The sequence below is a fragment of the Eubacteriaceae bacterium Marseille-Q4139 genome, assembly GCA_018223415.1.
GTDB lineage: Bacteria > Bacillota > Clostridia > Lachnospirales > Lachnospiraceae > CABSIM01.
The window spans coordinates 3,327,218-3,340,157 of the sequence record JAGTTQ010000001.1; the positions used below are offsets into that span (position 1 = coordinate 3,327,218).

The 12,940-nt window shown below is 54.9% G+C and carries 12 protein-coding genes; 9 read left to right on the top strand and 3 right to left on the bottom strand.

What is annotated here, in order from left to right; translation table 11 throughout:
* Positions 1–13 precede the first annotated feature (13 nt).
* From KE531_15945 to KE531_15970, 6 genes are all read left to right on the top strand, one after another.
* Complete coding sequence (locus tag KE531_15945) at positions 14–214, top strand: hypothetical protein (GenBank protein MBR9955084.1); 201 nt, start codon at positions 14–16, stop codon at positions 212–214.
* Between the two features lie 272 nt (positions 215–486).
* Positions 487–1,203 (top strand): phosphoribosylaminoimidazolesuccinocarboxamide synthase, encoded by a 717-nt coding sequence (locus KE531_15950; GenBank protein MBR9955085.1) that lies wholly within the window; start codon positions 487–489, stop codon positions 1,201–1,203.
* A gap of 1 nt (position 1,204) precedes the next feature.
* Entirely contained in the window at positions 1,205–2,653 is a 1,449-nt protein-coding gene (gene purF / locus KE531_15955) for an amidophosphoribosyltransferase (GenBank protein ID MBR9955086.1), read from the top strand.
* A 47-nt stretch (positions 2,654–2,700) separates the two neighbouring features.
* The gene (locus tag KE531_15960) at positions 2,701–4,131 is read left to right on the top strand and encodes an adenylosuccinate lyase (protein ID MBR9955087.1); all 1,431 of its coding nucleotides are present in this window, start codon (positions 2,701–2,703) and stop codon (positions 4,129–4,131) included.
* A gap of 93 nt (positions 4,132–4,224) precedes the next feature.
* A complete protein-coding gene (locus KE531_15965; protein ID MBR9955088.1) occupies positions 4,225–5,145 on the top strand; it encodes a LysR family transcriptional regulator in 921 nt (306 codons plus the stop codon).
* A gap of 117 nt (positions 5,146–5,262) precedes the next feature.
* Positions 5,263–6,543, top strand: a complete 1,281-nt coding sequence (locus KE531_15970; GenBank protein MBR9955089.1) for an adenylosuccinate synthase — start codon at positions 5,263–5,265, stop codon at positions 6,541–6,543.
* Between the two features lie 116 nt (positions 6,544–6,659).
* Here the strand turns inward: KE531_15970 and KE531_15975 are convergent, their stop codons facing one another.
* Both KE531_15975 and KE531_15980 read right to left on the bottom strand, forming a co-directional pair.
* Complete coding sequence (locus tag KE531_15975; GenBank protein ID MBR9955090.1) at positions 6,660–7,133, bottom strand: NAD(P)H-dependent oxidoreductase; 474 nt, start codon at positions 7,131–7,133, stop codon at positions 6,660–6,662.
* A gap of 20 nt (positions 7,134–7,153) precedes the next feature.
* Complete coding sequence (locus KE531_15980) at positions 7,154–7,666, bottom strand: nitroreductase family protein (protein MBR9955091.1); 513 nt, start codon at positions 7,664–7,666, stop codon at positions 7,154–7,156.
* 311 nt (positions 7,667–7,977) lie between these two features.
* Here KE531_15980 and KE531_15985 point away from each other — a divergent pair, with 311 nt between their 5' ends.
* Together KE531_15985 and KE531_15990 are read left to right on the top strand one after the other, a co-directional pair.
* On the top strand, positions 7,978–8,145 hold the full coding sequence (locus KE531_15985) for a hypothetical protein (GenBank protein MBR9955092.1): 168 nt from the start codon (positions 7,978–7,980) through the stop codon (positions 8,143–8,145).
* A gap of 124 nt (positions 8,146–8,269) precedes the next feature.
* A complete protein-coding gene (locus KE531_15990) occupies positions 8,270–11,614 on the top strand; it encodes a UvrD-helicase domain-containing protein (GenBank protein MBR9955093.1) in 3,345 nt (1,114 codons plus the stop codon).
* On the opposite strand, the gene KE531_15995 is transcribed toward KE531_15990, so the two are convergent.
* Positions 11,615–11,818, bottom strand: a complete 204-nt coding sequence (locus KE531_15995; GenBank protein MBR9955094.1) for a phosphate ABC transporter substrate-binding protein — start codon at positions 11,816–11,818, stop codon at positions 11,615–11,617.
* A 132-nt stretch (positions 11,819–11,950) separates the two neighbouring features.
* Here KE531_15995 and KE531_16000 point away from each other — a divergent pair, with 132 nt between their 5' ends.
* On the top strand, positions 11,951–12,934 hold the full coding sequence (locus KE531_16000) for a hypothetical protein (GenBank protein MBR9955095.1): 984 nt from the start codon (positions 11,951–11,953) through the stop codon (positions 12,932–12,934).
* Positions 12,935–12,940: the final 6 nt, after the last annotated feature.

Sequence of the window (12,940 nt, forward strand, 5' to 3'; positions counted from 1 at the left end):
ACGGAAAAGACGGATGATGTTCCTGCTGCGCCTGATTCTGGCGGCCGAGGCTTTTTTCCTGGGAGAAAGGGCCATCCGGAGCACAGCCTGGGAAAGACGAGTCCCGGCGTCCGATTCCCGGGAGACAGAAGGTGAGGTTTTCGGCATCGGAATTGGCCGGGATTCGGGGACAATTTTCTGGTTCCACGGAGACAGTTCGGAAGAAAAACCGTGAACCTATTCCGTCAGCTTGTAAAAAATATTAGTATTTCTAATGAATCACAGGGGAAGCGATTCTTGATTTTCAGGGATACATGGATTATAATTTTTGTGAATCCTGCGAAATCAGCCATGTTTTATATGGAAAACTTATAATTATCGCGCGCAGCGCGCCCACCCGTAGGGGCTGTATTACGGGGTACCCGAAAAGGGTATGAATTCCATGAAAGGCTTCTTGACAGCGGGTCGCTTGCAGTTCAATATCAAAAGAAAAGGATGGGAAAAGCGATGAAAAAAGTTGATTTACTGTACGAAGGAAAAGCAAAGAAGGTTTTTACCACAGAGGATCCCGACGTTCTGATCGTGGATTATAAAGATGATGCGACGGCATTTGACGGACAGAAGAAAGGGACGATTGTAGGCAAGGGAGCCATCAACAACCGCATGACGAACCATATCTTCAAGCTTCTTGAGAAGGAAGGCGTTCCGACCCACTACATCGAGGAATTAAGCGACAGGGAGACGGCCGTTAAGAGAGTGGAGATCGTGCCGCTTGAGGTCATCATCCGCAACATCTCCGCAGGAAGCTTTGCAAAGAAAATGGGCATGGAAGAGGGCATCGTCTTCAAGCGCCCGACGCTGGAATTCAGCTATAAAAACGATGATCTTCACGATCCGTTCATCAACAGCTACTATGCTCTTTCCCTGGAGCTTGCCACCGAGGAGGAGATTGCGTTAATCGAAAAATATGCCTTCAAGGTAAACGAGGTCATGAAGAAATACTTTGACAGCCTCGGCATCGACCTGGTGGACTTTAAGATCGAGTTCGGCCGTTATAAAGGACAGATCATCCTGGCTGACGAGGTTTCTCCGGATACCTGCCGTCTCTGGGACAAGGAAACCCATGAGAAGCTGGACAAAGACCGCTTCAGAAGAGACATGGGCAACGTAGAAGACGCTTACAACGAAGTATTCAGAAGACTTGGAATCGAGGACAGAAAATAGAATGGAAGAAGAATACGAGTACGGCATGCAGGAATGGGAAGGCGACAGGCCCCATGAGGAGTGCGGCGTCTTCGGCATCTATGATTTTGACAGAAACGACGTGGCGCAGACCATCTATTACGGCTTAGCGGCACTCCAGCACCGCGGACAGGAAAGCTGCGGCATCGCTGTCTGCGACCCGGAAAATCCGGCAGGCGGCGCCCGTGTCCAGAAGGGCATGGGCCTTTGCAGCGAGGTGTTTACGCCGGAAATGTTAGACGGCCTTCACGGGAGCCTCGGCGTCGGCCATGTGCGGTATTCGACGGCCGGCGGCAGCAGCCGGGAGAACGCGCAGCCCCTCGTCCTTCATTATTTAAAAGGGACGCTGGCACTGGCTCACAACGGGAACATCGTGAATACCCCGGAGCTTAAGAGGGAGCTGGCCCATGACGGCGCCATTTTCCAGACCACCATCGACAGCGAGGTCATCGCCTATCACATCGCAAGGGAGCGGGTGAAGGCAGGCAGCGTGGAGGCGGCCGTGCTCCGCGCCATGAAGAAGCTAAGGGGCGCTTATTCCCTCGTCATCATGAGCCCGCAGAAGCTCATCGGCGCCAGGGATCCCCAGGGCTTTAAGCCGCTCTGCATCGGAAAGCGCGACCATGCCTACATTCTGGCTTCGGAGACCAGCGCCTTGGACACCATCGGCGCGGAATTTGTCCGCGACGTGCGGCCCGGCGAGGTGGTTGCCATCACAAAGGACGGGATCCTTTCGGATACGTCCATGTGTGAGCCGGAAAAGGAAGCCAGATGCGTATTTGAATATATTTATTTTGCAAGACCCGACAGCGTGTTTGACGGTGTCGGCGTCTATCATTCGCGGATCTATGCCGGCCGGTGCCTGGCAAAGGATTCCCCGGTGGAGGCAGACATAGTCGCCGGCGTCCCGGAGTCGGGAAACGCCGCGGCCCTTGGCTATTCCATGGAATCAGGGATCCCTTACTGCATGGCCTTCGTGAAGAATTCCTATGTGGGAAGAACCTTTATTAAGCCAAAGCAGAGCAGCAGAGAGTCGGCCGTGCGGGTGAAGCTAAACGTCTTAAAAGAGGCCGTGAACGGAAAGCGCGTCATCTTAATCGACGATTCCATCGTCCGCGGCACCACCAGCAGCCTGATTGTCAGCATGCTGCGGGAGGCCGGCGCTAAGGAAGTTCACATGATGGTTTCGGCGCCGCCGTTTCTCCATCCCTGCTATTTCGGGACGGACATCCCTTCGGACGACCAGCTCATTGCCCACGGGCGCACCATCGAGGAAATCCGCCAGATTATCGGGGCCGACAGCCTTTCGTACCTGCGCCCGGAGCGGCTCCGTGAGATGGCCGGCGGACTTCCCGTCTGTACGGCATGCTTTACCGGCGATTATCCGGTGGAGCCGCCCACGGAGGACATCCGCGGAATCTACGAGCGTTAGGGAACTATTTCGGACAGACCATGAGTATAAAAGAAAAGAGGAGTATCATGTACGACAGATATCAGAGCCCGCTATCGGAACGGTATGCAAGCAAAGAGATGCAGTACATCTTTTCCCCGGAAAAGAAGTTTAAGACATGGAGAAAGCTCTGGATCGCCCTGGCTGAGACAGAAAAGGAGCTGGGCCTTCCGATCACCGACGAGCAGATCGAGGAATTAAAGGCAAATAAGGACGACATCAACTTCGAGGAGGCAAAGGCGAGAGAAAAGCTTGTGCGCCACGATGTCATGTCCCATGTCTATGCCTATGGGCTCCAGTGCCCCAAGGCCAAGGGAATCATCCACCTGGGCGCCACGTCCTGCTATGTGGGCGACAACACCGATTTAATCCTGATGACCGAGGCGTTAAAGCTGGTTCGCAAGAAAGTCGTCAACGTCATGAACGAGCTGGCGGCCTTTGCCGATAAATACAAAGACCAGCCGACCCTGGCCTTCACCCACTTCCAGCCGGCACAGCCGACGACGGTGGGCAAACGGGCGACGCTCTGGCTCATGGAGCTTAAGCTGGATCTCGACGATCTGGACTATGTCATCGACTCCATGCGGCTTCTCGGCTCCAAGGGCACGACGGGAACCCAGGCCAGCTTTTTGGAGCTGTTCGACGGCGACCATGAGAAATGCCGGAAAGCCGACCAGATGATCGCTGACAAGATGGGCTTTCCGGGCTGTTACCCGGTTTCCGGCCAGACGTATTCGAGAAAGATTGACAGCCGCGTGCTTTCCGTCCTGGCAGGCATTGCCCAGAGTGCCCACAAGTTCTCCAACGACATCCGCCTTCTCCAGCACTTAAAAGAGGTGGAGGAGCCATTTGAGAAGAACCAGATCGGTTCCTCGGCCATGGCTTATAAGAGAAACCCCATGCGGAGCGAGCGCATTGCTTCCCTGGCAAACTATGTGATGTCCGACATGATGAACCCGATGCTTGTGGCATCGACCCAGTGGTTCGAGCGTACCCTTGATGATTCCGCCAACAAGCGCCTTTCCATCCCCGAGGGATTCCTGGCCGTAGACGGTATCCTGGATCTCTATCTCAACGTGGTGGACGGCCTTGTGGTTTACCCGAAGGTCATCGAAAAGCACATGATGGCGGAGCTTCCGTTCATGGCAACCGAAAACATCATGATGGATGCCGTGAAGGCAGGCGGAGACCGCCAGGAGCTTCACGAGAAGATCCGCGAGCTTTCCATGGAGGCCGCAAGGAACGTGAAGGCAGAAGGAAAGGACAACAACCTTCTGGAGCTGATTGCCGCCGACCCGTCCTTCAACCTGTCCTTAGAGGAGCTTAAAAAGACCATGGATCCGGCCCGCTATGTGGGCCGCGCGCCGAAGCAGGTGGAGGAATTCTTAGAGGAAGTCATCCGCCCGATCTTAAAGGAAAACGAAGCGCTTCTCGGCGTAAAGGCTGAGATCAACGTATAAAAACAGTGCATGTCCCTGTGCACAAGGTGACGAAGCCGCCGCATACGGTCCTTTTCCGGCCGCGTGCGGCGGTGCTTTTTTGGAGGTGGCGCCATGAACAGCAGCATGGAATATTATAAGGTGTTTTACTATGTGGGAAAGCTCGGAAGCATCACGGCGGCGGCTGAGGAGCTCTGTATCTCCCAGCCGGCCGTGAGCCAGGCCATCAAACAGCTTGAGACTTCCTTAAACAGCCGTCTGTTTCTTCGGACGCCGAAGGGCGTGAAGCTGACGGCCGAGGGGCGTCTCCTTTACCCGTATGTGGAGCGGGGGATCGAGAGCCTTATGGACGGGGAGACGATGCTAAAGCGCCTGGTGGATCTGGACATGGGCGAGGTGCGGATCGGCGCCAGCGACATGACGCTCCAGTTTTACCTGCTCCCGTATCTGGAACGGTTCCACGGGGAATATCCCAACATCAAGGTGGTGGTTTCCAATGCGCCGACGCCGGAGACCATTGAATCCCTGTACCAGGGGAAAATCGACTTCGGCATCGTCAGCACGCCCTTTGACGCCAGGCCGGAGGTGGAGGCCTTGCCTGTGAAGAAAATCCGGAATACCTTTGTGGCCGGGAACAAGTTCTGGAGCCTTAAGGGAAAGCGGCTGGACTATGAAGCGTTAAAGCGGCTGCCCTGCATTTTCCTGGAAAAGGACACCAGCACCCGCCGGTTCACCGACCAGTTCCTTGAGAAAAAGGGGATCGTTCTGGAGCCGGAGTTTGAGCTTGCCACCAGCGACATGATTGTTCAGTTCGCTATCCGCAACATGGGTGTGGGCTGCGTCATGGCAGAGTTTGCAAGGGAAAAGCTGGAGAGCGGCGAGATTTTTGAGCTGGCGTTCCGGGAGATGATGCCGGAGCGGGAAATCTGCATCGTGACGGATAAAAAGAACACGGTTTCCCCGGCCGGGGAGCGGTTTCTGGCCGTGCTGCGGACCTTTGGCACGCGGGGCTCAGAGAAAGGATTCACGGCATAATGGGAACTTATGGAGAATATAATAAATATTGTCTTTACTTATGCGGGGCTTTGTTGTACACTTATAGCGTGCCTTTCAAAGGCGATGTAAGTTTTTATCCAAAGAGGAGGATATCAAATGGTTAGAGCAATCGTAGGCGCCAACTGGGGAGACGAGGGAAAAGGCAAGATTACAGACATGCTTGCAAAGGAGTCTGACATCATCATCCGTTTCCAGGGAGGAAGCAATGCCGGCCATACCATCATCAACAATTACGGCAAATTTGCGCTTCACCTTCTGCCGTCCGGAGTTTTTTACAATCACACGACAAGCATCATCGGGAATGGCGTGGCGCTGAACATTCCGTTCCTTGCAAAGGAAATCAAGGAGATCACGGAACAGGGAGTTCCGATGCCGAAGATTCTGGTGTCCGACAGGGCGCAGATCATGATGCCGTATCATATTCTGTTCGACACCTATGAGGAGGCAAGACTGGCAGGAAAATCCTTTGGTTCCACGAAGTCCGGGATTGCTCCGTTCTATTCCGATAAATACGCGAAGATCGGCTTCCAGGTCAGCGAGCTTTTCGGCGACGAGGCCGCCCTGCGCGACAAGGTAGAGCGCGTCTGTGAGACGAAGAACGTGCTCCTTGAGCATCTCTACCACAAGCCGCTTCTCGACCCGGAGGAGATTTTTAACACATTGATGGAGTATAAGGAAATGGTTGCTCCTTACGTCTGCGACGTTTCCGCTTATCTTTACGATGCGATCAAAGAGGGGAAGAACATCCTCTTAGAGGGACAGCTCGGTTCCTTAAAGGATCCGGATCACGGAATTTATCCGATGGTTACGTCTTCTTCCACCCTGGCGGCTTTCGGCGCCATCGGCGCAGGGATTCCGCCCTATGAGATCAAAACCATCACGACGGTGGTGAAGGCTTACTCCAGCGCAGTCGGCGCAGGCGCCTTCGTCAGCGAGATTTTCGGCGAGGAAGCCGATGAGTTAAGGAAGCGCGGCGGCGACGGCGGCGAGTTCGGCGCGACGACGGGCCGTCCGAGAAGAATGGGCTGGTTCGACGCCGTGGCGACGAGATACGGCTGCCGGATTCAGGGCGCGACGGAAGTGGCCCTGACGGTTCTCGACGTCCTTGGATACCTTGACGAGCTTCCGATCTGCGTCGGCTATGAGATCGACGGCAAGGTTACAAAGGATTTCCCGACCACCAGCTATCTGGAGAAGGCAAAGCCTGTCTATAAGAAGCTTCCGGGATGGAAATGCGACATCCGCGGGATCCGCAGCTACGAGGAACTGCCGGAGAACTGCCGGAAGTACATCGAGGCCATCGAAGAGGAAATCGGCGTGCCGATCACCATGGTTTCCAACGGCCCGGGACGCGATGAGATTATTATGAGAAAGTAAAGGAATCCATAAAAAAGCCGGAAACGGCAGGCCATGTTGGTTCTGCTGTTTCCGGCTTTTTATGGATAAGAAAGTGGATTCCCATGTGACGGCGCCTGGACGCGCGTCTTGATGTCTTAGAAGGTTTCTGCCCAGGCCTTTAACTCGGCTGCGTCGGCATTGGCGGAAAAACGCTTTCCTTCCATGAGCTCGGCGCCTTTGCAGGAAGTCTGAAGCTCCTTGTTGGTGTTTCCCATGCCGCTGCTTCCGGAGGTGGCGAAGGGGATGATTTTCTTTCCCGTGAGGTCATACTGCTCTAAGAAGGTGTTGATGATGGTGGGAGCCACGTACCACCAGATCGGGAAGCCGACAAAGATCTTGTCATATTCAGCCATGTTCTCAGCCTTTCCGGCGACGGCAGGGCGGAAAGCCTTGTCATTCATCTCCACGCTGCTGCGGCTCTTGGGGTTTCTCCAGTCCAGATCCGCGTCGGTGTAAGGCGTCTCGGGGCAGATTTCAAATGTGTCGGCGCCGATGGCTCCGGCCAGGCGCTCAGCCAGCTTTTTTGTCACGCCGCTGGCGGAAAAATAGGCGACTAAGGTTTTGCTCATATCGGTTTCCTCCATTTCTTTTACAGGTAAGTGACGGTTTCTTCCAGGGGCTTTCTTGCACTGTGGTTGGGCAGCGGGCCGGCGCCCTCTGCGCCGTAGCCGAGATCCATAAGCATCAGGACTTCTTCGTTTTCCGGAAGCCCAAGGGCAGCCGCGAGCTTCTCCGGATCAAAGAAGTTGATCCAGCAGCTATCCACGCCCTGAGAGGCTGCGGCGAGGATCATATGGGTGGCGACGATGGCTGCGTCCTCGGCGCCGGAATCCCGTTTTTCGCCGGGGTATGTAAACACATTGTTTTTATCAAAGGCGACAACCAGCACCGTACCGGCGTTGTAGCGGCACGGAGTCTCCTTATCCAGCTTTTCAAAAAGCTCCTCGGACTGTACCACATAAATGTGCTGTTCCTGAAGGTTTTTGGCTGTGGGCGCCAGGCGGCCGGCCTCTAAGATAACGGCGAGCTTTTCGGCTTCCACTTTCCTTCCGTCAAATTTCTTGCAGGAATAGCGGTTTTTCACGATGTCCATAAATTCCATAATCTGATTCCCCCAATCTGAAAAATAGTCGTACCATTTTCTGGTACAGCCTTATTATAACACCGGCAGCGGAAAAAGTAAAATACCTGGCTTTATGGGAAAGCTATGCAATCCAGGCATGCCTGGCGCGCAGGAAACCATCGGACATCAGATAAAATAAATAGTAAATATCGGATTATCGACATAAATAATCTAAAATTTAAAATAGTAAACGGATTTTAATGAAAACGTAATTGGAAAACGGGGAGTGTCATGATAAAATAGAATTGGAAGAAAGTACCGGTTCTGACGGCTGTGAGAGGAGAGGGCATATGTTGGATTTGTTGCTGGCAAACGCAAGGATGAATATCGGAAACGAAGACGCTGTGCTTTTCCAGATTTTTATATACCTGGCGGCCGCAGCCGCGGCCGTGGGAGGCTTTTACGGGCTGGCGCATCTGTTGGGCTGGATCATAGACCGGCTGAGAGGCAAAAAGTAACAAGTCAGGATTCCGAACGGAATGCTGTGATAAGGATATTCAGTTCCAGGAAAAGGGGGTCTCGCCGCGGGGCCTCTTTCCATTGTCTGCGGGCAATGGGAACGTACAAAGGAGGAAACGGTTCATGTATATTGCAGATCTTCACATCCATTCCCGGTTTTCGAGAGCCACAAGCAAGGACGGAAACCCGGAAAATCTGGAGCTTTGGGCCAGGAGAAAGGGCATCGACATCGTCGGTACAGGCGATTTCACGCACCCGGAATGGCGGAAGGAGTTAGCGGAAAAGCTGGAGCCGGCAGAAGACGGCTTTTATACGTTAAAAGAGGAATACCGGATTTCTTCGCCGTCGGCGCCGGATCACAGGCGGCCGCGCTTCGTGGTGACGGGGGAAATCAGCTCCATTTATAAACAGGACGGCCGCGTCCGCAAGGTGCACAACGTGATTCTGCTTCCAGGGCTTTCGGAGGCAGACCTGCTGTCGAAAAAGCTGGAGGCCATCGGGAACATCCACTCGGACGGCCGCCCGATTTTAGGCCTTTCCAGCCGCGACCTTCTGGAGATTACCATGGAAGTCTGCCCGCGGGCCATGTTTGTGCCGGCCCATATTTGGACGCCGCATTTTTCCATGTTCGGCGCCTTTTCCGGCTTTGACAGCATTGAGGAGTGTTTCGGGGACATGAGCCCTTATGTTCATGCCGTGGAGACGGGGCTTTCCTCGGATCCGCCCATGAACTGGCGGCTTTCGGCTTTGGACGGCCTCCAGCTCATTTCCAATTCAGACGCCCACTCGCCGGCGAAACTGGGGCGCGAGGCCAACCTGCTGGATATTCCAATGGAGTATGACGGGCTTTACGGCGCGGTGCAGAGAGGTGACGGATTGTTTGGAACCATCGAGTTTTTCCCGGAGGAGGGGAAGTACCATTTTGACGGCCACAGGAAATGCCATGTCTGCTTAAGCCCCGTGGAGGCGGAGCAGTACGGCGGAATCTGCCCGGTCTGCAAGCGGAAGCTGACAGTCGGCGTGTCTCATAGGGTGGAACAGCTTGCCGACCGTCCGGAGGGCTATGTGAAGCCGGATGCCAAAAAATTTGAAAGCTTTGTGCCGCTCCCCGAGGTCATTGCAGCGTCCACCGGCAGATCGTCGGGAAGCCGGAAGGTGGAAATGGAATATGAGGCCATGATTGGGCGGCTCGGTGCGGAATTTGAGATTCTGCGCGAGGTTCCTATTGAAGATATCCGCGGTGCAGCAGGGGAGCGGATTGCGGAAGGGATTCGCCGCCTGCGGGAAGGCGAGGTGGAACGGATTCCAGGGTACGACGGCGAATACGGGACGATCCGGCTGTTTGAGCCGGGGGAGCTTGAGACGCCGGAAGGACAGATGAGCTTTTTCACAAACGAAGAGATGAAAGCCATGGAAGAAGCCGCCGCGGCGTGGGAAGTGACGGCGGCGGCAGGGGAAGACGCGGCAGTTGGAACGGAGCGGACAGCCATGGACGCGGATGCCGCAGGGAGAGAGCTTCCGGCCGAAAAAACGACAGCGGTGGTGTCAGGCGCAGCGGGCGTGCCGGAGGAGAAAAAGGCGGTGCCGGGCGCAGCGAGTGTGGCGAGAGGGAAAGCCGCTGCGGCAGCGGTGTCCGCCGCAGGGCCCGGCCGGACAGAAAATTTCGCGCCAGCCTCTTTCCTGGACGAGCTGAACGGCCGCCAGCGGGCGGCAGTCACCTCGAAAGCCAGGGCCATTGCCGTCTCGGCAGGGCCGGGCACAGGAAAGACGAAGACGCTGGTTTCCAGGATCCTTTATCTTTTAAAGGAGCGGGGCGTGAAGCCGGAGGAGATTACGGCCGTTACCTTCACGAAAAAGGCCGCCGGCGAAATGAGAGAACGTCTGGAGCAGGAGCTTGGCGGAAAGCGGGCCGTATCCCGCCTGCGGATCGGCACGTTCCATGCCATCTGCTATGATCTTTTGAAAGAAGCAGGGCATTCCTTTGAACTGATTGACGACGGAGAGGCAGAAGAACTGGCGGGACTGGCGCTCTCAGAGGCGGGGCTTTCCAAACGGACGAAGGATTTTTTGCGCCGGGTTTCCTTAAGAAAGACGGGAGACGGCAGAGAGAGCGGAGAAGAAATCCCGGAGGCCTGCTTTGATGCCTACGAACGGCTTTTAAAGGAGCGGGAGCTTTTGGATTTTGATGATCTTCTTGTGAAGGCGCTGGAGCTGTCCGAAACGGAGACAGGGCACCAACTTTTTAAAAACAGCTTTTCCCATCTTCTTGTGGATGAATTCCAGGATATCAGCCCGCTCCAGTTCCGCCTGATTTTGTCATGGAACCGGGACGGAAGGGAACTTTTTGCCATCGGCGACCCGGACCAGGCGATTTACTCCTTCCGCGGCGCCGATGCCGGGTGCTTTGACCGGCTTAAAGAGGCCTGGTCGCAGTTAGAATCCATCCGCCTTACGGAGAATTATCGTTCCGCCGGACACGTGCTCTCCGGGGCATCGGCTGTCATCGAAAGAAACGGCGGCGGGCGGAGAGAGCTTTCACCTAAAAACGGGGAGGGCGAAAAAATCCGCATTGTGACGGCGCCTGGTGAGCGGTCAGAGGATATTTTTATCGCAAAGGAAATCGGCCGCATGACAGGCGGTATGGACATGCTGGAGGCGCAGGAAGGGCTGCTTTCCAAAAAAGAACGGAAACTCCGCGGCTTTTCCGACATTGCCGTTCTCACCCGCACCCACAGGCAGATGGCGATGCTGGAAGAATGCCTGAAAACAGAGGGCATCCCTTATGTGGCCGTGGGGCGCGGCGATTTCCTCTCGGAGCCCAGGGTGCGCGGCACCGTCTGCTTTTTCCGCTATGCGGCGGATAGAAAAGAGGAACAGGCGGGCAAAACGGCTGGGAAGCTTCTCTGGGGGCTTTCCGATGACTGCATCGGCGGTACGGTGGTTTCGTCCATGGCGGATCAGTATGAAGAGCTGTACCGGCATGAAAAGCCGGCAAAGCTTCTGGAAAAATGGATCAAAGAAATGGGATTTTCCGGGGATGACGGCATGGAAAAGCTCAGATCCATGGCGCTGTTTTATAAGACGGCAGGGGAATTTTTCGATGCCCTGGAATTTGGCGAGGAAGGCGACTTAAAGCGGTGCGGTCAGAAACGCTATACGGCCGAGGCCGTGACGCTCATGACCCTTCACGGCTCCAAGGGCCTGGAGTTCCCGGTAGTCTTTCTGGCAGGCGTAAGACATGGCGTTTTGCCGCTCGAATCGGGAAAAGAACCGGCCAACGTGCCGGAGGAGCGCCGCCTGTTCTATGTGGGCATGACCCGGGCGAAAGAAGAGCTGATTGTGACGGCCTCCGGGGAGGAATCCCCGTTCCTTGCAGACATCCCGCAAGCAGTTTCCTGCCGGGAGACGGCCGGGAAGAACAGGGACGCGGGACGGCAGTTAAGCCTGTTTGATTTCATGAAGGGGTAATTACTTGTCCTGGTTCCTCTTTTTTAAAAACCGCAGGATCATCTGGTATCCATAGAGCATGACCGGCAGGACGACGAGACAGAAAAGGATCGCCAGAATCGTGTTTTCTGACCCGCCGGTGAAGGTGAGCACCACAAGGCTTATGAGAAGGGCGGCGAAAAGAAGAAGGCCGGCCCAGGCGAGGATTCGTTTTTTGTCTTTCATGGCAGTTTCCTCCTGTTATCATCATTTGTTACGATATTATAACGTATTTCTTTCAATTTTAAAAGACCGGAAGTATGCCTTGTGTTTTATCTTTTGCACCTGTTATACTGGAGACAGAAGGGAGGAAGCGCGATGAAAGGAAAGCAATTTTTCGGATTTTTTCTCGGCGCCTGCATGGCCGCAGGGCTTTCGTTTGCGTCCTTCGGGGCGTCTGGGACATGGAAGACGGCGGAAGGAGACTATTACTATTATGACGCCGCCGGGAACATGATGACCGGCTGGCAGAAAATCGGAAATCTGTACTACTATTTTTATGATAACGGCATCATGGCGCTGGGCTGGCAGTTCTGCCCGGAAACCGGCGCCTGGTATTACTATGACATCAACCATTCGGTACACACCGGCTGGCTTCTGGACGATGGGAAATGGTACTGGCTGGCGCCTGACGGAGCCATGAACACGCAGTCCCCGAAGGTGATTGACCGGGAGGAATATTATTTTCATGAAGACGGAAGCCTTTACGCCAGCGAGTACATGGGCTTTCAGTATTTTGACTGGCAGGGGCGCCCCGACCCGGAGTATGACGTCCGGATTGAGGGAGATGCCGCGTCTGTGACAGAGGAAAAGAAGGCAGAAATAGGGAAGGAATTAAGCCGGATTCCCAAAGGCTGGATTAAGAAATTTTCCGACGACGGGTGGACGTGGATGTACTGCCCGGACACGGACTGGTTTTCCATGGCAATGTCCGAGAACGGCGAGCCGTATTATTTCCGCTATAAAATCGACACGGGAAACCAGGTGATCCGGTTTTCGGATGAAGGCGCCGTACACATGGCTTTCGGGGAATACATGTACCGGGCGGAGTGGGAACGGCTGAATGCAGGGCGGTTCCAGTCGGAGGCTGCCTGGAATCCCGAGGGCGTGCGGCGCGTCACGGGGCTTCCAAAGAAATATGAAAAGGAATATGGAACCGTGTTCGGCGCTTTGTTTTCCGTTTACCTTGAGGAAGGCGGAAAGGAGAAAATTGCCGGGGAGCTTCCCTACCTGGCCTGGCTCATGGAAGTCATGGAGGAGGGCAGAGGTTTGGACGGGAAACCGGCAGGAGTTACATTTTAAATAGGA

Excerpts from the sequence above, each read along its gene's own strand:
- KE531_15945 (MBR9955084.1), top strand. The coding sequence starts at position 14 with ATGATGTTCCTGCTGCGCCTGATTCTGGCGGCCGAGGCTTTTTTCCTG.
- KE531_15950 (MBR9955085.1), top strand. The coding sequence starts at position 487 with ATGAAAAAAGTTGATTTACTGTACGAAGGAAAAGCAAAGAAGGTTTTT.
- KE531_15960 (MBR9955087.1), top strand. The coding sequence starts at position 2,701 with ATGTACGACAGATATCAGAGCCCGCTATCGGAACGGTATGCAAGCAAA.
- KE531_15995 (MBR9955094.1), bottom strand. The coding sequence starts at position 11,818 with ATGAAAGACAAAAAACGAATCCTCGCCTGGGCCGGCCTTCTTCTTTTC.
- KE531_15990 (MBR9955093.1), top strand. The coding sequence starts at position 8,270 with ATGTATATTGCAGATCTTCACATCCATTCCCGGTTTTCGAGAGCCACA.
- KE531_15975 (MBR9955090.1), bottom strand. The coding sequence starts at position 7,133 with ATGAGCAAAACCTTAGTCGCCTATTTTTCCGCCAGCGGCGTGACAAAA.
- KE531_15980 (MBR9955091.1), bottom strand. The coding sequence starts at position 7,666 with ATGGAATTTATGGACATCGTGAAAAACCGCTATTCCTGCAAGAAATTT.
- KE531_15970 (MBR9955089.1), top strand. The coding sequence starts at position 5,263 with ATGGTTAGAGCAATCGTAGGCGCCAACTGGGGAGACGAGGGAAAAGGC.
- KE531_15985 (MBR9955092.1), top strand. The coding sequence starts at position 7,978 with ATGTTGGATTTGTTGCTGGCAAACGCAAGGATGAATATCGGAAACGAA.
- KE531_16000 (MBR9955095.1), top strand. The coding sequence starts at position 11,951 with ATGAAAGGAAAGCAATTTTTCGGATTTTTTCTCGGCGCCTGCATGGCC.
- purF (MBR9955086.1), top strand. The coding sequence starts at position 1,205 with ATGGAAGAAGAATACGAGTACGGCATGCAGGAATGGGAAGGCGACAGG.
- KE531_15965 (MBR9955088.1), top strand. The coding sequence starts at position 4,225 with ATGAACAGCAGCATGGAATATTATAAGGTGTTTTACTATGTGGGAAAG.